Source organism: Spirosoma gilvum (genome assembly GCF_054776815.1).
The window spans coordinates 410,432-431,671 of record NZ_BAAHBH010000003.1 but is presented as its reverse complement, the minus strand read 5'-3'; the positions used below and the strand labels follow the sequence as shown (position 1 = coordinate 431,671).

The following is a 21,240-nucleotide window of genomic DNA, read 5'->3' as shown; positions in this document are numbered from 1 at the left end:
TTATTTCTTTTCAGCTACGGAGCCACGTTTCAAAACGATCGGTTCGGCATGTTTGGCTACAATACGGCTGAACAGCTCTCGAAGTGGGCCATATTCTTCAGCACTATAAACTGGCCGACGTAACACTATCCGACTTACTACATGAATTTGATTAGCAGCGCTACTAGTCACCTGATACAAAAAACGCCCTCCATCGTCGGGCAATGTCATCGATACAGGCTTGGGTATTTCTTCTACTTGATAGTCACCAGGTAAGGTGTACGTTGCCGTAAATGTCTCGTCAATGGCGGCTCCAAAATCGACCGGATAAAGTCTCTCCGGTTCTTTAAAGGGGTTTTCCAGGCGGGCTTCTGTTAGCATCGGTCGAAAGTATAGCCGATCGCCTGCTTTTGAGCCCATATCCGACACGGTAATTTTATAATTTACCTTAAACAGTTGTTTTTTAGGGTTATCCTCCGTAAAACTGGAACTTTCTATTTGCCAGCCAGGGCGTTTCTTCTGAACACTTTCAAGGTATTTTGTCCTTCCTTCAGCGGCTAGTTTTTTACGAGCGCTCCAAGCACTATATCCACTGTGCGAATTAATGATTGTTCCAGTCACTTCACCTTCATCATTCAATTGAAAGGTAGCTGTCTGAGCTTCTGTATCACGTTCTGTTGGCGAAAGAGATATAAAACGAGAATTGGTTGGATGAACGAGCCGACCTTTTCCATTTAGACAATGGAAAGGCAACATACCAGGAGTTAAATACGAATCAGTAGCATCCAACAATAAATCTTTCCCGTTTACCAAAACTTGAGCAATAACATAATTAAACTTTTTCAATAGTGCGTAGGAATCATCGATCCGTCCATGTGAGCGAGTGCTTAAGATAACAGGGTTAGCCTCCATACCCATTTCACGCAGAAACGCAATCAACAGTAAGTTTATATCGGCAGCATCTCCTTTCTTCTCGTCAAATACTTTTTTGATATTCCTGGCCCAGATTGCCGATTCTTCATTCCAGGTGATTGCATGCCGTATATAATTATACGCAGCAGTTACCCGTGCCAAGGTATCGGCATGCTCACTATAAATTGATTTAGCTTTTTCACGTAAGAAACCAGCCCGCTTTATTTGCCCACCAAAGGTTGCATCATCAAGCAAGGTTTTATCCATTGCCTCCCAGCCTGCAGCAATGTTTTGAAGCATCTGGCCGGGTAGCTGATAGCTCGCTAATTCGAATTCAACTTTAGAGATATAGTCCTCCTTGGTTGTTATATATACTTCCTCACGAAACGCAGGAGCATCCTTGACAAGAAAACGGTAGGCGGCAACCGAGCCCTGTTTAAATTGATCCCCCGCTATAGATAAATAGCCATTCTGTTTTACACTATAATAAAAGTAGTCTGGAATAGCGATACGGTATTCACTCCATTTTACTGGAATATTCTGCTGGAAGCGCCATGCAGGTGGATTATGGCTAATAGTAAATGGGGTACGAATCGTATACCTATACTCAATAATGGCTCCTTCCCGTACATTGGGCATTGTGTATTTTTCAACCCATAAATCGTCCGACACTTTTTCGGTAAAATGCCCAGCTTTGGTCAAACGGTCAATGGCAACAGTTCCACCAGTAAGATTATAGGTATACCCATCAAACTCCGACACCTGTTCATGCTGACCTGCCGTACCTCGACGGGTCAGTAACCGAATAATCGCCCGCTCATAAGCTGACTTCTTTCTAATGAATAGTCGACTATGATAAGTGGTATTTAACCACAGATTGGTTGCAGTAACGTCAAACCATGTCTCACCATAATCATATAAGACTACAGCTTCGGCTGTAGAATCACTAAAAATATTCTGAAACTGATCAGGGCTGATTTTACCGAATTTTATAGCAGGTTCCGGCTGAGTTATCTGCTGAGCAAATGTCACTGTGATACTTACCCCTAAACAGCTAACTAATAGAAGTATCCAATTAATACTGAATTGTCTGAAAAACATGAACGGCAAGTGGAAAATGTTAAACAGGCGCCTTATTCTCAAAGGCTTATAAACGTTTAAGCAAACTCTTACGTCTAGCGATAGCCACTATTTCTTTTCAGCTACGGGACCACGTTTCAAAACGATCGGTTCGGCATGTTTGGCCACAATGCGACTAAACAACTCTCGAACATTAGGGTACTCTTCGGCAAAATACATCGGCTTTCGCAGCATAATCCGGCTCATAACCTGAAGCTGATTACCATTTGTAACAGCTACCTGATACATAAATCGACCACCATTTTCGGGCAATGTCATTGATACAGGCTTGGGCATTTCTTCTACCTGATAGCCCTGCGGCAGGGTATAGGTAGCAATGAAAGTTTCTTCTTTGGCATAACCGAAATCGACAGGATACAGCCGTTCAGGTTCCTTAAACGGGTTACTACCATGACCTTCCGTTAGCATAGGCCGGAGATAAAGTCGATCCCCTGCCCGTCCGCAGGCATCGGGTATCGAAAACGTATAGTCCGTATTAAACGAACTGGTGTTCCACTCAGCGCCCGAGAAATCTACTTTCTCAATCTGCCAAACGGGTCTTTTCTTCCGAATTCCGTCCAGGTATTTTGTTTTCCCCTCCGAGGCAAATGACTTACGGGCTCTTAATGCGCTATAGCCGCCTTGTGACTGCTTGAGCGTACCCGAAATTTCGCCGTCATCGCTAATGGTGAACGTCCCCAGGTAGGAATCAATCTCGCGCTCGGTTGGCGCTAACGAAATAAACCGCGACGCCGAGGAATGCACCAGTCGACCGCTCCCATTCAGGCAGTGGGTAGGCAACATACCCGGTGTTAGGAACGGGTCGGTAGCATCGAGCAGCATATCTTTCCCACCGACTGAAACCTGAGCGACGGCATAGTTGAACTTCCGAATTAGGGCATAGGATTCGTTGATGCGACCATTCGACCGGGTGCTGAGAATAACTGGGTTTGCGTCGAGATCCATTTCGCGCAGAAGTGCTACGAGCATCAGGTTGATACCGGCAGCGTTTCCTTTCTTGTTGTCGAAAACCTTTTTAATATCCTCAGAGGGCACAAATCCGCCCATTTCATTCCATTTGATGCTCTTCCGAATAAACTCGTAAGCAGCCGTCACCCGGCCCAGCGTATCGGCATGCTGACTCAGGATGGTTTTGGCCGTTTCGCGCAGGAAAGGGGCCCGTTTAAACTGCCCGCCAAAATCAGCATCTGTTAGCAGCGTTCGGTCGAGGTCGGCCCAACTCACCGACAAGTCGTGTTTTCGTAGATCCACCCACTGATAACTGGCCAGTTCAAATTCGATTTTAGCCATGTAATCGTCTTCGGTGGTGATGTACGCTTCATCGCGGAAGGGTGGAATATCCTTCATGGCAAACCGATACGCGGATGCCGATGCTCCATTCTGGCCCGGGTATAAATCCACCGACTTAACCGTACGTTCATTTACAACCATCGGGATATAGCCGGTCTGCAGGATTTTGTAATAGAAGTAATCGGGAATGGTGATCCGGTATTCGCTCCAGTTGACGGGTACGTTCTGTTGAAACGTCCAGGTCCGAGGGTTGTACCGTATACTGATAGGCGTACGAACGGTGTATTTAAATTCGATGATCGATCCTTCGTGCACATTGGGCAATGTGTACTTTTCCCGGTAGTAATCGTCGGAAACTTTCTCGGAAAAATGAGCCGTTTTCGGAAAATGCTCAATCAGTACGTTTCCGTCCGTGAGGTTATACGTGTAGCCGTCGAACTCAGAAACATATTCGTGCTGACCAGCTTTACCCCGACGTGTAGAAATCTGAATGGTTGCCCGGTCATAGGCTGACTTCTTGTTGATTTTCGTCCGGCCATGACAGGTAAACACCAACCAGACTTCACCCTGATTTTCCTCAAAGGCCACCTCGCCAAAATCATATAGAACAACAGCTTCGGCAGTAGAATCACCTGATACTTTGGCAAAATCCTCGCGGGCAATGACCCCGAATTTGATGACTGGAGCTGGGTCAGGCGCCTTGTTTTTTGATTTTTGAGCGAATGAGACGGTAAGACCTATACAAAAAGCTAGAATTACTGTTGCCAGCAAGCGATGAGCGAGCGAAGAAGGGAACATAAACGGTGGGAAATGTAAGTAACTACTTGCGGGCAATATAAACAGTTATCAACGATACTACAATGACCGTTTAGAAAATAAAAAATAGCGTTTAGGCACTACTCCCATGAAAGTTTTAGCAATGATACACCCTGACGTGGCAACGAAAATGGCAGCGTTAGCTCCCCATTTTTTACAGTAATCCACTCCGGCGACGTAAGAAGTTGCAATTGACCTGCTTTCTCCAACTCGGTAACCTGCTCGGGGGTGGGTGTTTTAGGGGAACCCAGCCTTTTCCAGACTTCGTACGAATTGCTATGCTCTTTGTCGATGCGATAATGCTGAAGCAGAACGCGCTGAGCTGGCACTCCTTTTACCTGCATCGACACAGGCGCATCGGGAGCCGGACTGTTGTCATCATGGTAATGCCAGACCATGACGGAGGCCGTTTTGGCATCTTTGGTGGCCAGGGCATTAACGTCCGGCTCGGCTCGTACGCTTTGGTCGCGGATGCGGGCATAATCATACCCAGAGCCGCCCGTCACGGCCATCCGATTTCCAGCCATCATGCCAAACATCCGAAACACATTCAGAACGGGCTTATCGACACCATTTGTGGCCAGGTCGCGGAACCCCCGAAACCAGGGTTGGTCTTCAAACTCAAAAGCCCAGGTGACTGCTCCTTCCAAATTGACTCCGTGCGACTGCGCCAGGTCATATTTCCGGGCAAAAGAAGCCGCCGTATAACTTGAGTACATGGTGCCGTTGCGGTAGGCATTTTGCGGGTGTAAATCTTCCGAACAGGCCGCACAGCCTTCCGGGTCCGACTCGCCAATAATGATCGGCAGGTGTTTCAGTGTCGGGTACGAGGCCACAATCTCACAGCCTTTGCTGATGTCGCGAAGCTGCGTGCCCATATTCATCTGCACAACGCCATTGACCAGTTTCGGCGCCCCTTTCGCATGAAAGGTAATGAAATCGATCGGAGAGCCTGTTTTGCCCGTAACGTAATTAGTCCCGCTTACTACATGGTCCATGAAGGCTTTAAAAAACTTCTGTGAGCTTTCGCCACCGGGGCCTGTCACTTCAGGGCCACCCATTTTGGCAGTAGGTAATGCCCGTTTAACGGCATCAGCGGTGTAATCGTAGAGCTTGATGTATTCTTCCGTTGTTCCTTTCCAATAGCTGATGTTCGGCTCATTCCACAATTCCCAGTACCAGCTTTCAACTTCTTTCTGGCCATAGCGGGTTATGGAATGTTTCACCCATTGGAAGACTAATTCACCCCATTTTTTATAGTCAGTTGGTGGATAGGCCCAGCCGGTGTAGATGTCATTGTAATTGTCGCCCGGTTTCCAGTGGTGTCGGTACGGTTGTGGTTTGGTCGACAGTGCTTCGGGCATGAATCCGATCTGGGCAATGGGTTTCATTCCCCGTTCGATATAGGTATCGAAAATCTTATCGACAATGGTCCAGTCGTACACCGGATTACCTTTCTTATCTTCGGTATAGGCATTCGTCGAACCCCATTTCAGCGCAGCTACGCCATCGCCCGTCACCAGCAGACTATGCGCCCGTACGTTGACGGGGACCTTACTTAACTGCGAGATTTCGGTCAGCAGTTTCTTCCCGTCTTTCATGTAGGTGTAATTCGGCTCATCGTAGCCAAACCATGCCCAGATCGGCTTCAATGGTCCTTTATCGGCCCGTAAATCAACACCTATTGTGATGGGCTGAGTTTGAGAAACCTGCGCGAACGTTGTATTGAGTAGAGCTCCGTAAAGAAGACTAATAATAAGCCAGGCAAAGCCTTTCTGTAATTTCATTGTGTTTAGGGAAGGGATTTTGTACCCTAAAGAGAAGATCAGTTGGGCTATACCCTTGGCTCTGTCGTAACGTGGGTGGAAACCCTCGATTTTAGCTAAGAACGCGGGTTTCCACCCACGTTACGACAAGCCTCTATACAAAGACAGTTTTACTTTCTGACATGGAACTCCCGAAAGTTTTAAAACTTTCGGGAAGTTTATGGGGCATAAGGATTGTAAGGGGCTCGTGATTGGACTTCACTTCTGATATACCCGGACATAGTCGACCTCAAAACGAGTCGGGAAGGTTGTAGCAGCCGGGTCTCCCCCATTATCGCCACCAATAGCCAGATCCAGAAGAATGTAATGTGGCTGTCGAAACGGATTACTCCTTGTGCCATCACCATTGATGGTTTCAGACAACGGAACCTGATTCAGCAACTCGTCATCAACATACAATCGAATAGCCGTTTCGTCCCAATCCATCCGCCAGATATGAAATTTCTTCACCCAATCAGGATCCTTAAAGGTATTCATCGGCTTCTTTACCGATCGCCATTCGGCCGTATACCGTTTACCAGTTGCCCAGGCCACATTCGCCAGCATCATATTTCGATAGTATTCCATGATGTCGATTTCGCCGTTGGATGGCCATTCACCAGCCACGCCCAACGTCCAGTAAGCTGGCCAAAGACCAGGACTAACATCGATACGTCCCCGCATCTCAAACCGTCCGTATTGCCAGCTATGCAGTCCTTGTGTATTCAGACTGGCAGATGTATAGTCGATAGTAGGGCGACTGGTTTTCCAGTTCGAACTATTGGGCTGATAGGTTGGATTCGGTTTTTTCTCTCGTCGCCCTTCAATTATCAACAGGCCGTTTTCACAATGGGCATTTTCGGGCTGATACCACTGAATCTCGTGGTTCTGAACAAAGCCGTTTTCAAATATCCAATTTTTCGAATTGGGCGGTCCATCCACATCAAATTCATCCGCCCATACCAGTTTCCAGCTTTCGTCTGTTTGAGCAGATGATCGGGAAGACTGGCCAAAACCCATTTGGCAAACCAATACAGTAGTTAAAATGAGTAGAACACGGGTCATGATGACAATTTTTCAAATTAATGTCCTCCACTAACTGGTTGGTCTAAAAATTACACATCCCGACCGGGACACGTAGTCAAAGAAGATCCTCTAACATGCACGATGTTGAGATCCCTCCTTCGACTACGCGTCCCGGTCGGGATGACAAAATATTCTTTTGAACGCCTTCAATAGTAAGGGGCCAACTAACTACTCATTCGTCCACTTCCCGTTCACCAACCGCCAGATATGGAGGGGGTTAGCGGCTTTTAATTCATCGGGAAGTAAAGCATCCGGGAAATTCTGGTAACAGACCGGACGAACAAACCGCAGAATCGCATTGGTACCCACAGAAGTAGAGCGCGAATCGGTTGTAGCCGGATACGGTCCACCGTGCTGCATGGCGTGGCTCACTTCTACACCGGTTGGAAAACCATTAATTAACAGTCGGCCAACTTTCTGCTCCAGAATCTCCAGCAAGTCGGCATAGTCTGCTAGTTCATCATCAGTTCCGTAAACCGTAGCGGTGAGGTGGCCTTCCAGTCCTTTAGCCACAGCCAGTAATTCCTCGCGGCTACCAGCTTCGACCACGACACTGCTCGGCCCGAATACCTCTTCGGCAATGGCCGGATTGGCGAGCAGCGCTTCGGCCGTAGTCGTCAATAATGTCGGCGTACCGTTGGCGAAGCTTTCAGCGCTCGTTGCCTGCGCCAGGATGCGAACGCCTTCTGCACTACTTAGTTTGCTTAGACCGTTCGCAAATGCTTGTTGAATACCTTGGGTAAGCATAGTAGCGGGCTGACTACCGGCCACAAACTGACCGGCCTCCTGAACAAATGCCTGCGATTCGGGCGATTGCTGAACAATAGCCAGTCCGGGATTGGTACAGAACTGCCCTACTCCTAACGTTACTGAATTGACATAGCCCTGAGCCATAGCGCTCCCCTTCTCTTTTAGCAGTTTGGGCAAAAAGAAAACCGGGTTGGTGCTTCCCATTTCGGCATAGACCGGAATAGGCTCATGCCGACGGGCAGCCGCATCGAAGATAGCTTTACCCCCTCGCCATGAACCAGTGAACCCAATGGCTTTAATGGCCGGGTGCTCCACAATGGCCATCCCAACGGCTACTGTACGGCCCTGCACCAGCGAGAATGTTCCGGCCGGTAACCCACAGACTTCAACCGCCCGGCTAATGGCATCACCTACAAGTTGGGAAGTACCCGGATGTGCTGGATGCCCTTTTACCACAACTGGGCAACCGGCTGCCAGTGCTGAAGCAGTATCACCGCCCGCTACCGAAAAGGCCAGCGGGAAATTGCTCGCTCCGAAAACGCCAACCGGACCAAGAGGACGTAACATCTGACGCAAATCAGGACGGGGTAGCGGCTGACGATCGGGCAAAGCGGTATCGATGCGGGCATTTACCCAGGAACCGTCGCGCAGGTATTCGGCAAATAGCCGAAGCTGGCCGGTGGTACGACCCCGTTCACCCGTCAGCCGGGCGAGTGGCAAGCCCGATTCGGCCTGTGCACGCTGGATCAATTCATCGCCCAATGCTTCTATTTCAGTAGCGATTTGTTCCAGAAACTTCGCTTTTTCGGCCCCCGATTTTTTCCGGTATTCCGTAAAGGCTTCAGCAGCCCGTTCGCAAGCCTGTGCCACTTCGGCAGCTGTTGCTTCCTGAAAATAGCCCGTCAGGAATTCACCGGTTGCTGGATTGATACCCTGAAACGAATCTGAAGAAGAAGGCATTACCGTTGTTAAGTCAATCATAAAAAAGGGATAAAATAAGTGTGCGTCAAGAGATTGGCTAAAGCTCTAAATCAAGATCAAAACGGAGAATTTTGTCATTCCGACGGAGGAGGAATCTCAGCGTCGCTCATTTGTTAAGCTTGAGATTCCTCCTCCGTCGGAATGACAAAAAATCGACCCAATTATATCGGAAGTTAAAAAGTTTAAACAGGTTCAATCTTCAAGATAGCCATTCTATAGAATACTGTAAATAATTTATTATTTAGCTGCTGAGTCAACAGCGTAGAAACGCCAATTAGTTTTAAAATCTTTATCTAATTTCTGGTTAGTAAGAATGGCCCGAACCATTTCTACTGGCATCGAATTGAGCTGCATAACCGCGTCGTGGTACTGCTTATAGGTCATTTTACCGCTATCGACCAGTTCTTTTTTCAACGCCCAGAACTGGAAAGCCCCCGTCATATAAGCCAGTTGATACAATGGCGGATAGCCCCCGACAAACGACCGACGCACTTCCCCTTCGGCATTGGCCCTTTCGTGACCTACCCGATCCACCAGAAAGTCGATACACTGCTGAGGTGACCATTGACCGAGGTGGTAATTGAGTGAGAAAATAATCCGGGCACAACGGTGCATCCGCCAGAACAACATCCCAATCCGGTCTTCCGGCGATCGGGGAAATCCCTGATCCCACAAGACCATTTCCCAATACAGCGCCCAGCCTTCTATCCAGAATGGCGTATCAAACTGCCGATACACTTTATACCGATTGTTCATAAAGCCTTGCAGGTGATGACCAGCGATGAGTTCGTGATGAACCGTAGCACGGGAGAAATGGGGATTATTTCCGCGCATACTCATCAGCTTATCGGGATGCGACATATCACTGGTTGGGTAGGAAATGAGCAATTGTTCACCGCCGAGGAAAAAAGGAGCCACGCGCTGGCGTTCGGGCGACATCATGTTCATGCGCCAGGTTTCTTCGGCCAACGGAGGAATCGTAATCAGGTCTTTGCTTTTGAGAAAAGCGATGGATTCATTGTATAGCCCCAAAATCATTTCGGGCTGCCTGCCAATGGGAACGTAGGTGTTTTTGACTTTCTCCTGGGCTGATTTCCAGTTGTCGCCAAAACCCATTTCACGCGATGCTTTGAGCAGTTCACGGTCGCACCAGGCAAATTCTTTATTCGCAATGTCGATCAGTTCTTCCGGCGAATACGGAATCATTTCGACCTGTAGCTGACGGAGCAATTCGGTTCGCCCAACAGCCACGCCCGCTATGCCACTACCATCGTCTTTAGTGGGGGCAGCCTCCCTGGCTTTTTTCTGGAAAAATTTCACATACGCGTTGAGCAGACTATCGGCCTTCGGGTACGATTTTTCCATCCACCAGGTAAAATTGGGGTCGTAAGCATTGTAAAATGTATAAATACTTTTCAGTGCCTGCTGTAATCCCTGTGCGGTCGATTCAGCCCGCCGTACGAGAGCAGGGTCCAGCTTTTCAACTTTCTCAACCCCTTTTTTAGCCGCTACAATCTGCGGTCCCAGCGCATTCAGGTTAGCCGCTAATGCCTGTGCATTGAGGACATGCCCCCGCCGACGAAGTTTTTCAACGGCATAGATCGAATCAGCAAAGGGAAACCACGGCTTTACTTTGTCCCGCTCTTCGGCTTCCTGCGCCAGTTTATACAATTCCTGCTGTAGATTCCGGCGAAACAGGATGTAATCGACCCGACTATCAGTAGTCATTCGGTCGAAATCCAGTTTCTGCAGTTTGTCTAGATACTCACTGTGCAGTTTCTGAAATCGCTCCCGCCGTTCGGGCGAACCCGTTATAGTGTAAAACCGACTTAAACTTCCGTAATCGGCTTCGTGCTGAGTCAGCAGATGGTGCACATCACTGGTTTGCGGATTAATTGATTTCAGGTAAGCCGGTTGCCCAATAGCTTCCGATAAACCGATGGCTAAGTTAATGGCAATGACTAACAAAAAAAGAGGTTTTAGTGAGGGCATGAAGTGTAGAGGGTTATGTAGAAGCTGTTTAAACTTACTCGAAAGTCATTTTGTCATGCTGACGAAGGAAGCAGCCTAATGTATACTTATCTTAGTGATGACGCATTAAGATGCCCCCTTCGTCAGCATGACAAAAACGCTCATTTTGAGACTATTATAAAAAGTCTAAATAGGTTCGAAGATAGAGTAACGCTTTAGGCAAATCGATCTGGATTAAAGGCAGTAAGATCCATGCTGGTTGGGGAGCCACTGACTAGTTCACTCACCAATTTCCCTGTTGCCGGTCCGAGACTGACGCCCATCATACCATGCCCCGTTGCCAGTACCACATTCTCATACCGCTTCGTTCGGCCCAGGTACGGTAATCCGTCAGGAGAGCAAGGCCGCAGACCACGCCAAACGGCATCGGCAACCGGCATGTCTACCCGAATGTCGGGATAATACTGGTTAATAGCCTCTGAAATTCCTCGAACGCGGTTCATATTCACGCTCAAGTCGGTACCGGCCACTTCAAGCGTACCCGCAAAACGCAGGTTGCCGCCGATGGGTGTAGCGGTGGCCCGCGCTTCCAGCATGATGGCTGGTATCTGAATGTCATTAACCGTACCGGGGAGCATAAAACTATAGCCTTTCCCACCTTGTAGCGGTAACTCTATACCAAGCTGCTGAGCAATCCCTGGCGACCAGGCCCCACCGGTAATCACCACTTCATCGACATCGAACGAACCCCGCGCATGAATAGTACTCACTCGGGAGCCCGACGTGCCAAAACCTGTAACGGGATGATTTTCCAGAATAGTAACTCCTTCCTGCCGTAGATACTCCACCAGAGCCAGCATCAGTTCATTGGGATTCAGGTGGGCATCGCCGGGATAATATACAGCTCCCTGTACTGTCACCCGTACATGGGGTTCCAGTTCCTGCACCTGGTTGCTGTTCAGAAGTCGTGCTTCGACACCGGCATGGTTGGCGATTTCGGCTTCTTCGGCCATTTCCTTTTCGGCAGCCGACGTTTTGTAGAGCATAAACAAACCTCGTTCCTGCCAGCCGAAAGCTAGTCCATCGCGGGTAGCCAGATCCTGATACAGCCGTTTGCTCAGGAAACTAAGGTCGCGCAGAACCGGAATTGACCGCTCCACATGTTCGGGGGTAGAATGTTTATAAAAGAGCCATCCCCATCGCAACAGATCAGCATCAAGTCGGGGTTTGACATAAAAGGGGCTGGTCGATTTCAGCATCCAGCGTAAGCCTTTGGCAATCATACCTGGTTGCGCCAGCGGCACAATATGACTCGGCACAATCATTCCGGCATTACCGAATGAACAGCCATTGGCAATATGCGCCTGCTCAAATACCGTTACCTTATGCCCCGCCTTATGCAGATAATAAGCCGAGCATAACCCAATAATTCCTCCTCCAACTACACCAACGTGCGACATTTTACAATGATTGAATGATAGAGTGATTGAATGATTGAATTGTTAGGTCGCTGATTCTTATTAATTCTATCATTCAACAATTCTATCATTCAATCATTTCATATTACCTGGAATCCATGCACATACGGATCATCTTCGTCCAGGATCAGGTGATTATATCCGTGAATTCGGGCCCAGCCTTCGATGCTGGGGATAATGGCGGGGTTGCCTGCCAGTTCGGTTTCAGCTTCGATACGTCCGTTGAAAATCGACCCAATGATACTCTCATGAATAAACGTATCGCCGGGTTTGAGCTTTCCCTTCGCATACCATTGTGCCATACGCGCCGATGTGCCCGTACCACAGGGCGACCGGTCAATAGCTTTATCGCCGTAAAAAACGGCGTTGCGGGCAGTCGATGTTTCCTGTAAGGGTTTGCCTGTCCAGAGGATATGGCTTAGACCTTTAATGGTCGGATTTTCGGGGTGCACGAAGGTGTACTGCTCATTCATTCGCTGGCGCATCACCCGCGCCCAACCGATCAGTTGCTCAGCCTTGTAATGCTCCAGACCTGGAAAATTTGGCTGTACATCGACAATGGCGTAAAAGTTACCCCCATAGGCCACATCGACCGTCAGCGTTCCTAAATCCGGGCATTCGACGGTCAACTGTTCGGCCGCCAGGTACGACTTAATGTTAGTAATCTTTACCGACGTTACTTTCTTACCCTCCTGCCGGTACTCGGCCCGAACCAGACCAGCGGGTACTTCCAGATTCAGGACACCGGGTGTTTTAGGCGTAATCAGGTTTTGCTCGATGGCAACGGTGACCGTACCAATCGTCCCATGACCACACATCGGTAAACACCCCGACGTTTCAATAAAAAGGATGCCAACGTCATTGGCAGGATCAGACGGCGGGTACAGTATGCTTCCCGACATCATATCGTGGCCGCGTGGTTCGAACATGAGCCCTTGCCGAATCCAGTCGTATTCGCGCAGAAAGTGCTGCCGTTTTTCGCTCATATTTGCCCCCTGCAAAAAGGGAATACTTCCCCCCGTAACGACCCGTACCGGGTTGCCGCAGGTATGTGCGTCGATGCAGAAAAAATGAAATTCAGACATGGGGAGACAATGATTGAATGATAGAATTGTTGAATGATTGAATAAAGTCGCGTTACCCTTTCAATCATTCAACAATTCTATCATTCAACATTAATAATTGGTCTGTTTGCCAAAGCCTTTTGTATAACCTCCTGAACTTGCTCGCGTTCGGCACCTATGAGCGGCAGTCGGGGAGCGCGAACGTATTCGGAACCTATGCCTGTGGCCGTAGCGGCCAGTTTGATGTACTGAACCAGCTTGGGGTGAATATCCAGTTCGAGCAGGGGCATAAACCAACGGTAAATGTCGAGGGCTTCGGTGATTTGTCCTGCTTTGGCCAATTCATAAATGGCCACCGTTTCCTGTGGGAACGCATCGACCAGACCGCCTACCCAACCATCACAACCCAACAGGAGCGCTTCCAGCGCCAGCGTATCGACCCCGCCCAGCAATTTGTAGCGGTCGCCAAACGCATTACGCATCCGGGTAATATTGGTCAGGTCCCGTGTCGATTCTTTAACGGCCTGAATGTTGGGTAATACGGCCAGTTCTTCAAACATAGCCACTGTGGTCATGATCTTGTAATCGTACGGATTGTTGTAGATCATGATGGGCAGTGACGTTTCCTGAGCAATCGCTTTGAAGAACGTGACTGTCTCGCGGGAATCGGCAGGATAGCGCATTGGAGGCAGTAGCATCAGACCGTCGGCGCCACCGTTTTCAGCTTCATGCGCACGAGCAATAGCCTGTTTGGTTGCCTGCTCGGCAATGTTGACCAGCACCGGTACGTTTCCGGCGCTTACGGCCAGAGCCGATGTCAGCAGCTCAATTTTCTCCTCGTTAAGCAATGTACTGGCTTCGCCCAGCGAACCACCAATGATAAAACCATGTACACCTGCATCGAGCTGTGCCCGCAGGTTTTTCTCGAAGAGTGGCAAATCAAGCTGGTCATCAGCCGTAAAGGGAGTTAGGAGTGCGGGATAAACACCTTCCCAGCGTACAGAAACATTCATTGGCAGAGGGGATCAAGTTTAACAACCAAAGTTGCGAATTCTTCAAAATATTTCATGTCAAATCGACACAAATCCGGTAGAACCACAGAAAAAGGTCGTTTTCTCCTATTTTTCAATCGGACTAACACTATTGGCAGCCGTATTACTGATAAAGGCGACTCGCTTGCTATCCGGCGACCACGAAGGGGTGTTGATCGTTCCCTGTCCTCCGTAGATGTACGCAATTACTTTGGGCTCTCCAACTCCCGAAATAGGCAACAGGCGCAGGTAAACGTGCTTATAAAACGGATGCTCATTGGACTTAACTTCCTCTTTCAAAAATGACAGGAAAATGATCCATTTGCCATCGGGCGAGATGTGTGGAAACCAATCATGATAATCGCCATGGGTAACGGCTTCCTGAGCGCTGCCATCCGATTTCATACGCCAGATTTGCATGGTGCCGGTTCGGTCGGAGTTGAAATAAATCCACTTGCCATCGGGCGTAAATTCCGGGCCATCGTCCAACCCTTTCGCATCGGTTAAGCGAACTTCAGGCCCTCCATCCGACGGTACACTGTAAATATCAAACTCGTTGTTTCGGGAACCGGTAAACACCAGCGTTTTCTTATCGGGCGACCAGCCATGCAGGTACGACGGCCCTTTCGGTGTAATCTGCTTCGGCTCTCCACCCGTTACCGGAACGGTATAAACGATCGAGCCACCCAGTTCTTTTACACCGCTACTGAGGCCCAGCATTTTCCCATCCATCGAGAGTACGTGATCGTTGTTGTTATTTTTGACCGCTCCCGTATTCAGCACAGAGGGCTGACCTTTTGCCAGATCGAAGGTATAAATCGACCCATCGCCATTATACAAGAGTGTTTTGCCATCGGGCGTCCAGTTTGGTGCCTGAATCGATCCCGGCACATTGAAAACAACCCGCCGATCCCCAGTAGCCACGTCGAGAATTTCAAGATTACTAGCCAGATACTCCCGATACGGAACCAGCTTGTCGTGTGCCGGTACACTGATACGCACATCCCGAAATGTACCCCGTTCCAGCCCGTCTTTATTGTGCGCGCAAACAAACAGACCAACGTATACTTCCTCGCCCAAGGCAAGATCAGCAACTTGCTCCGTCACAAAAGGTTCCCCGAATTTGGCAGCCCGCATGGTGTAGGTATTACCCTTCCGTTCGAGCTGGATCACATCGGCACCCGCCAGCTTTGTACGAATTTCTTCGGTTGTTGCGCCGGTCGTGCGTCTGAACTGTAACGATGTGCTGCCATCGCCATGCGTACATACATTCACATGCGCCGATTTGCCGTCCAGGCTGCTCCGAACCATCCAGCCCACTTTCCGATGTGGATCTCCTGCCTTGCCCAACAGCGATGCTCTTGTATAAAGCAGGAAATCCCCCTTCATCCGCTTCCATGCGTAATGAAATTCATCATGGTCGGCCCAAACATTAGCCCCTGAGCCCGACAGTTCATACTGATGCGCTTTGGAATTATAGCTACCCGAACCGGGCTTCAGCACTGCGCCAATATCGGTTTGTCCATCAAAAATCCCAAATTTAGCATCTTGTGCCAGAGTGGAATCATAGAACGTCAGAAGCAGACTGAGCAAACAAGTTAAGCAGGTAATTTTTAGAGTTTTCATCAGGAGTCAATTGAGTTCGTTTTATCGGGTTCGGCAGGGTGATCAGGTAACTTTACCAACAAAGCGTTACTGATTAGCGACTTACTCAACGAAAGTCACCAGCCCCTGCATTCACTGTAAAAGCCATAAAACGCCTGTCAATTTTTGGTCATTTTTTTTATCTTTGTCAGCATACACATCCACCACTTTCATGGATAAGCTCACCGCCGACGACCTGATTTATGGGTACATAAATGGCATTTTCCCCATGGCCGATGCCGACGGTACGCTTTACTGGTACGCTCCCGATCCGCGTGCTATCATTCCCATTTATACCTACAAACCCGCCAAATCACTCCGGCCGGTTCTGAACCGCAACCAGTTTGAGATTCGGCTGAATACTGCCTTTAGGGAAGTGATGCGAGGCTGTTCAAAACCCCGCTCCGAAGAAGATAGCGTCTGGATATCCGATGAAATCATTGATGCCTATACCGAGCTGCATCATATGGGGTTGGCGCACAGTGTGGAAACGTATATCGACAATCGGTTAGTGGGTGGCTTATATGGTGTGGCGCTGGGCTCTGCTTTTTTCGGCGAGTCGATGTTTTCGGCCGTCAGTAATGCCTCTAAAGTGGCGTTTCACCACTTAATCCAGATTCTTCGGCAGCAGAAGTTCACCCTGCTGGATACCCAGTTCATTAACGATAACGTCCGTCGGTATGGAGCTATCGAAATTCCCAAAGCTGACTACCTGCGGCAACTGAAAATGGCCCTTCGCAATAAAGTCAAGTTTACTGACCAGGTACCTCAGAAGGTGTGAGCTATTCGGTATACCGAAAACCACCTATCTTTGCCGCATGTCGAAACCCGTTCTTGTCCTTAAATTCGGTACTGCCTCCATTACCAAACCGACCGGCGAACCCAACGAACCTGTTATGGTCGACATTGCCCGGCAGGTCGCTGCTCTACACCCACATTATCGGATTGTACTGGTATCGTCGGGAGCCGTAGGTGCTGGCAAAGCATTGATCCGCGATTATAAGGGTGATATTATCCAGCGAAAAGCTGCGGCTGCCGTAGGTAATTTACTATTGCTCAACCAATACTCTCGCTTTTTCGCGATCTACGGCATTTCTATTGCTCAAAGCCTTTGCGAGCGCCACCACTTCGCCAATCGCGACCAGTTCCTTCAGTTAAAACAAACTTATGAAGAACTGTGGGCCAATGACCTGATTCCCATTGCCAACGAAAACGACGTAGTGAGCAATCGCGAATTGAAATTTTCGGACAATGACGAATTGGCGACCCTGATTGCCGTAGGTTTCGGTGCTAAAGTGCTGATGCTTTGCACGTCAGTCGGTGGGTTGCTAGATAAGGACGGGCAGATTATTCCCAAAGTGACTACTTTCGATGAGCAGGTATTCGGCGTTGTCAGAACGGATAAGTCTTCGTTGGGATTGGGTGGTATGGCTTCTAAACTGACCTTTGCCAAACTAGCCACCCGCATGGGTATTCGGGTCGTAATTTTTGGCATGAACGAACCCGACAGTATGGGGAAAGCCTTACGGGGCGAAACCGGAACGGAATTCGTGCCACAGGCTAATACTCTTTCGGCCCGGAACCGCTGGCTGGGCAGTGGAAGTCTGGCCGTGGGGCAAATTCAGGTCGATGCGGGGGCCGTTCGGGCGCTCAAACAACGACGGAGTCTGCTGGCCGTAGGTGTCCGGTCTATTCTCAGCGAATTTGCCACGGGTGAAATGGTCGAGATTTTGGACGAAACACAGGAAACAATAGCCGTAGCCCGAACCCGAATTTCATCCGAAACGTTAGCGCAACAGCTTAATCAGCAAAATGTTGAAGTGGCGAATGCCAATGATATTGTACTTTTGTAAAAAGAAGGAAAGGGCCACTCTCTCTTTCGTCCATTCCTCCCTTTACTCCTTTTTCACAAATGACACCAATTACCCCTTTACTCCAGTCGGCCCAACAAGCCGCAGCCGCCGTTCGGCGATTGAGTCCTGATCAGAAAACTGCCCTGCTCAACCGGCTGGCAGATGTGCTGGCAGCGCATACGGCTGATATCGTTGCTGAGAACCAGAAAGATCTCGATCGCATGTCGGCTACTGACCCGAAATATGACCGGCTGAAACTGACCGAAGCCCGGATAGCTGATCTTTCTAAAAGCCTGCGGGAAGTAGCCGTGCTACCCGACCCGGCTGGCGAAGTTATTCTGGAGCGTACCATCGAGCAGGGCTTGCAATTGAAAAAGATTGCTGTACCTCTTGGGGTCGTCGGGGTTATTTACGAAGCCCGGCCGAACGTAACGGTCGATGTGGCGTCGTTATGCCTGCGCTCGGGCAATGCCTGTGTGCTGAAAGGGGGCAAAGAAGCTGACTTCTCGAACCGCTACCTGGTCGGTCTGATTCAGGGTGTGTTGGTGGAATTCAATGTACCGAAAGCAGCCGTAACTCTTCTTCCCCCTGATCGGGCTGTTGTGAATGAATTGCTTACTGCCACTCGATATGTCGACATCATCATTCCGCGTGGGTCGGATTCGCTGATTCAGTTTGTTCGAAAAAATTCACTAGTTCCTACTATCGAAACGGGCGCTGGCGTTTGCCATGCCTACGTCGAAGCAACGGCCGATCTCGATAAAGCGGTGGCCATTGTGGTAAATGCCCGCGTTTCGCGCCCGTCGGTCTGTAACTCGCTCGATTGTGTGCTGGTCGATGAGCAAATTGCTGAGCGTTTCCTGCCAATGCTAACAGACGATTTCAACAAATGGAACGTTGAAGTATTTGCTGATGAAACGGCCTACGCCATTTTCGAGAAAGCAGGCTATACGAACTTACAGCATGCCCAATCCGAAGATTTCGGCCGTGAGTTTCTGGACTATAAATGCGCGGTCAAGGTGGTGAATGGTCTGGACGAAGCGCTCTCGCATATTCAGGCTTACTCCTCGCGGCATTCGGAAGCTATTCTATCGCAGAACCAACCGTTGATCGACCAGTTTCTGCGTGAAGTAGATGCGGCTGCGGTATATGCCAATGCCTCTACCCGATTTACGGATGGTGGTGTTTTTGGATTAGGAGCCGAAATAGGCATCTCAACGCAAAAACTTCACGCTCGTGGCCCATTCGCCCTGGAGAAATTAGTTACCGAAAAATGGATCGTTGTGGGCGATGGCCAGGTTCGTTGGTAAGCCTGGCCTGGTTATAAGCTCACCAAAAAACAGTTTACTTGTACGAAACACCTTCTATGATTAACTCCAAAACAACTCTTGCTCAAACGCTTGTTAGCCTCTTCTTTTTAATCGGGTTAACTGCGCAGGCCCAATCGTTAAAAGTTGGTTTTACCCGTATTGACTATATAGTCACTCAATCGCCGGAAGCGAAAGAAGTAACCAACCAATTGAACATCCAGCAAACGCAGGCAGAAAACGAACTGAAGCGCATGCAAACCGAACTCCAGACTAAATATTCAGCCTATCAGTCGGGTGCCGCGCAGATGACCGACGTGATCCGAAAAGATCGGGAAACGGAATTACAAACGCTCCAAACCCGAATTCAGCAGTTTAGCCAAACGGCCCAGGAGTCCCTGCAAGCTAAATATGGCCAGTTGATGAAACCCATTCTGACAAAAATTCAGCAGGCCATCGACACAGTCGCCCTGCAGAACGGCTATCATTATATCATCAATGCAACGTCTAATTCGAATGTACTCTATGCCGCCGAAGAACTGAATATCACCGATCTGGTTCTCAAAAAAATGGGCATTACCCCGGGGCAAAACACGGACAAACCGGCTAACGCTCCGGCTCCAACAACTCCTAAAGCAGCAACACCCCCTAGAAAGAAGTAGACAGTATACCAGCTTACTAAAGACGAAAGCCCATGAAATTGATGTTCATGGGCTTTGTTATTCCTAAACAGGCATAACGTTAATACCCGTACCACTCTCCCCACCATTTCTGCAAACTCCGGCGGATTTCGGCTTCGCGGGCATTCTGACCCGGTTCGTATAGTTTACGGCCTTTTAATTCATCGGGCAGAAAGTTCAACTGCACAAAATTCCCTTCGTACGAGTGGGCATACTCGTATTCTTTGCCATAGCCAATCTGCTTCATCAGTTTCGTAGGGGCATTGCGTAGGTGTAGTGGCACCGGCAAATGGGCCGTCTGTTCGGCCAGCGCAATGGCATCATCGATAGCCACATAACTGGTATTACTCTTAGGCGACGTGGCCAGATAAACCGCTACTTGTGACAGAATGATTCGTCCTTCGGGCATCCCAATAGCGCGAATGGCCTGTACCGCTTCAGAAGCCATGATCATCGCTGTTGGGTTGGCATTGCCAATATCTTCCGATGCCAGAATCAGCATCCGTCGGGCAATAAAAACCGGATCTTCACCAGCCACAATCATCCGCGCCATCCAGTACAAAGCCGCATTGGGATCGGAGCCCCGTAACGATTTGATAAAAGCCGAAATAATATCGTAGTGTTGCTCGCCCGATTTATCGTACCGGGCGATGTTCTGTTGGGCTACTGTCGTTACGCCCTCATCCGTAATTAGTAACGGCTCCGACGATACGTGCGCGGAAGCGACCAGTTCCAATAAGTTCAATAGTTTACGTCCATCGCCACCCGACAGGCGCAGCAACGCATCATACGACTCAACCTGAATCGTCTTCGATTGAAGAAAAGCATCCTGCGCAATCGCCCGATCTACGACCTGAATCAGTTCGTCGCGGCTGAGTGCTTCCAGAATATACACCTGACAACGCGACAATAACGCACTATTGACTTCAAACGACGGATTTTCGGTAGTAGCCCCGATGAGCGTAATCTGCCCTTTCTCGACAGCCCCCAGCAGGGCATCCTGCTGACTTTTGTTGAACCGATGAATTTCGTCGATAAACACCACGGGCGGAAACATCCCACTGGGCCGACTCAGCACATCGCGGATTTCCTTAACGCCTGAATTAATAGCACTCAGCGCCACAAATGGCCGTTTAACCGCTTCGGCCAGTAGTAACGCCAGCGTTGTTTTACCGACTCCCGGAGGGCCCCACAAAATCATGGACGGCAACCGACCGGCATTAACTGCCCGGCGCAAAGCACCCGTAGAACCAATCAATTTTCGCTGGCCAATTACATCGTCGAGTGTATGCGGGCGCACCCGCTCGGGTAAAGGAGTTGAGTCTGTATTCATTTAACGAAGGTACCACCAATAGCTTATGCAGGTCAAGTGTGGTCAGGTATAGTCAAGAATAGTCAGGCATGGTCAGTATGGCCAGAAATTGATTGTGACAACAATACTTGGCTACTCTTG

15 protein-coding genes are annotated in these 21,240 nt (G+C 49.2%); 4 read left to right on the top strand and 11 right to left on the bottom strand.

Annotation, left to right across the window (positions count from 1 at the left end; all coding sequences use genetic code 11):
* The 10 genes from ACYVFD_RS10050 to ACYVFD_RS10005 all read right to left on the bottom strand — a co-directional run bounded on the left by ACYVFD_RS10050 (nt 1) and on the right by ACYVFD_RS10005 (nt 15,929).
* Nucleotides 1–1,992 carry a DUF3857 domain-containing protein gene (locus ACYVFD_RS10050; protein WP_461089816.1) on the bottom strand — a complete coding sequence of 664 codons (1,992 nt, stop codon included), beginning with the start codon at nt 1,990–1,992 and terminating at the stop codon, nt 1–3.
* Between the two features lie 87 nt (nt 1,993–2,079).
* A complete protein-coding gene (locus ACYVFD_RS10045; RefSeq protein WP_461089814.1) occupies nt 2,080–4,119 on the bottom strand; it encodes a DUF3857 domain-containing protein in 2,040 nt (679 codons plus the stop codon).
* Between the two features lie 98 nt (nt 4,120–4,217).
* Nucleotides 4,218–5,924 carry a GH39 family glycosyl hydrolase gene (locus ACYVFD_RS10040; RefSeq protein WP_461089812.1) on the bottom strand — a complete coding sequence of 569 codons (1,707 nt, stop codon included), beginning with the start codon at nt 5,922–5,924 and terminating at the stop codon, nt 4,218–4,220.
* A 237-nt stretch (nt 5,925–6,161) separates the two neighbouring features.
* A complete protein-coding gene (locus ACYVFD_RS10035; protein WP_461089811.1) occupies nt 6,162–7,007 on the bottom strand; it encodes a glycoside hydrolase family 16 protein in 846 nt (281 codons plus the stop codon).
* A gap of 189 nt (nt 7,008–7,196) precedes the next feature.
* The gene (locus ACYVFD_RS10030) at nt 7,197–8,759 is read right to left on the bottom strand and encodes an aldehyde dehydrogenase (NADP(+)) (RefSeq protein ID WP_461089809.1); all 1,563 of its coding nucleotides are present in this window, start codon (nt 8,757–8,759) and stop codon (nt 7,197–7,199) included.
* Nucleotides 8,760–8,996: 237 nt separating this feature from the next.
* The gene (locus ACYVFD_RS10025; RefSeq protein ID WP_461089808.1) at nt 8,997–10,751 is read right to left on the bottom strand and encodes a DUF885 family protein; all 1,755 of its coding nucleotides are present in this window, start codon (nt 10,749–10,751) and stop codon (nt 8,997–8,999) included.
* A gap of 194 nt (nt 10,752–10,945) precedes the next feature.
* Entirely contained in the window at nt 10,946–12,190 is a 1,245-nt protein-coding gene (locus ACYVFD_RS10020; protein WP_461089807.1) for an NAD(P)/FAD-dependent oxidoreductase, read from the bottom strand.
* Nucleotides 12,191–12,288: 98 nt separating this feature from the next.
* Nucleotides 12,289–13,293, bottom strand: coding sequence for a 4-hydroxyproline epimerase (locus tag ACYVFD_RS10015; protein WP_461089806.1), 1,005 nt, complete (start codon nt 13,291–13,293; stop codon nt 12,289–12,291).
* Nucleotides 13,294–13,373: 80 nt separating this feature from the next.
* The gene (locus ACYVFD_RS10010) at nt 13,374–14,285 is read right to left on the bottom strand and encodes a dihydrodipicolinate synthase family protein (RefSeq protein WP_461089805.1); all 912 of its coding nucleotides are present in this window, start codon (nt 14,283–14,285) and stop codon (nt 13,374–13,376) included.
* A gap of 105 nt (nt 14,286–14,390) precedes the next feature.
* Nucleotides 14,391–15,929, bottom strand: a complete 1,539-nt coding sequence (locus ACYVFD_RS10005) for a TolB family protein (RefSeq protein WP_461089804.1) — start codon at nt 15,927–15,929, stop codon at nt 14,391–14,393.
* 190 nt (nt 15,930–16,119) lie between these two features.
* On the opposite strand from ACYVFD_RS10005, the gene aat reads away from it, so the two are divergent.
* The 4 genes from aat to ACYVFD_RS09985 are packed head-to-tail and all read left to right on the top strand — an operon-like array spanning nt 16,120 to nt 19,769.
* Nucleotides 16,120–16,728 (top strand): leucyl/phenylalanyl-tRNA--protein transferase, encoded by a 609-nt coding sequence (aat, locus tag ACYVFD_RS10000; protein ID WP_461089803.1) that lies wholly within the window; start codon nt 16,120–16,122, stop codon nt 16,726–16,728.
* A 37-nt stretch (nt 16,729–16,765) separates the two neighbouring features.
* Nucleotides 16,766–17,800: a glutamate 5-kinase gene (gene proB, locus ACYVFD_RS09995; RefSeq protein WP_461089802.1), complete on the top strand. Its 1,035-nt coding sequence runs from the start codon at nt 16,766–16,768 to the stop codon at nt 17,798–17,800.
* Nucleotides 17,801–17,859: 59 nt separating this feature from the next.
* Nucleotides 17,860–19,110 carry a glutamate-5-semialdehyde dehydrogenase gene (locus ACYVFD_RS09990; RefSeq protein ID WP_461089801.1) on the top strand — a complete coding sequence of 417 codons (1,251 nt, stop codon included), beginning with the start codon at nt 17,860–17,862 and terminating at the stop codon, nt 19,108–19,110.
* A gap of 56 nt (nt 19,111–19,166) precedes the next feature.
* Nucleotides 19,167–19,769 (top strand): OmpH/Skp family outer membrane protein, encoded by a 603-nt coding sequence (locus tag ACYVFD_RS09985; protein WP_461089799.1) that lies wholly within the window; start codon nt 19,167–19,169, stop codon nt 19,767–19,769.
* A 79-nt stretch (nt 19,770–19,848) separates the two neighbouring features.
* Here ACYVFD_RS09985 and ACYVFD_RS09980 read toward each other — a convergent pair whose 3' ends face one another.
* Nucleotides 19,849–21,120 (bottom strand): replication-associated recombination protein A, encoded by a 1,272-nt coding sequence (locus tag ACYVFD_RS09980; RefSeq protein WP_461089798.1) that lies wholly within the window; start codon nt 21,118–21,120, stop codon nt 19,849–19,851.
* Nucleotides 21,121–21,240: the final 120 nt, after the last annotated feature.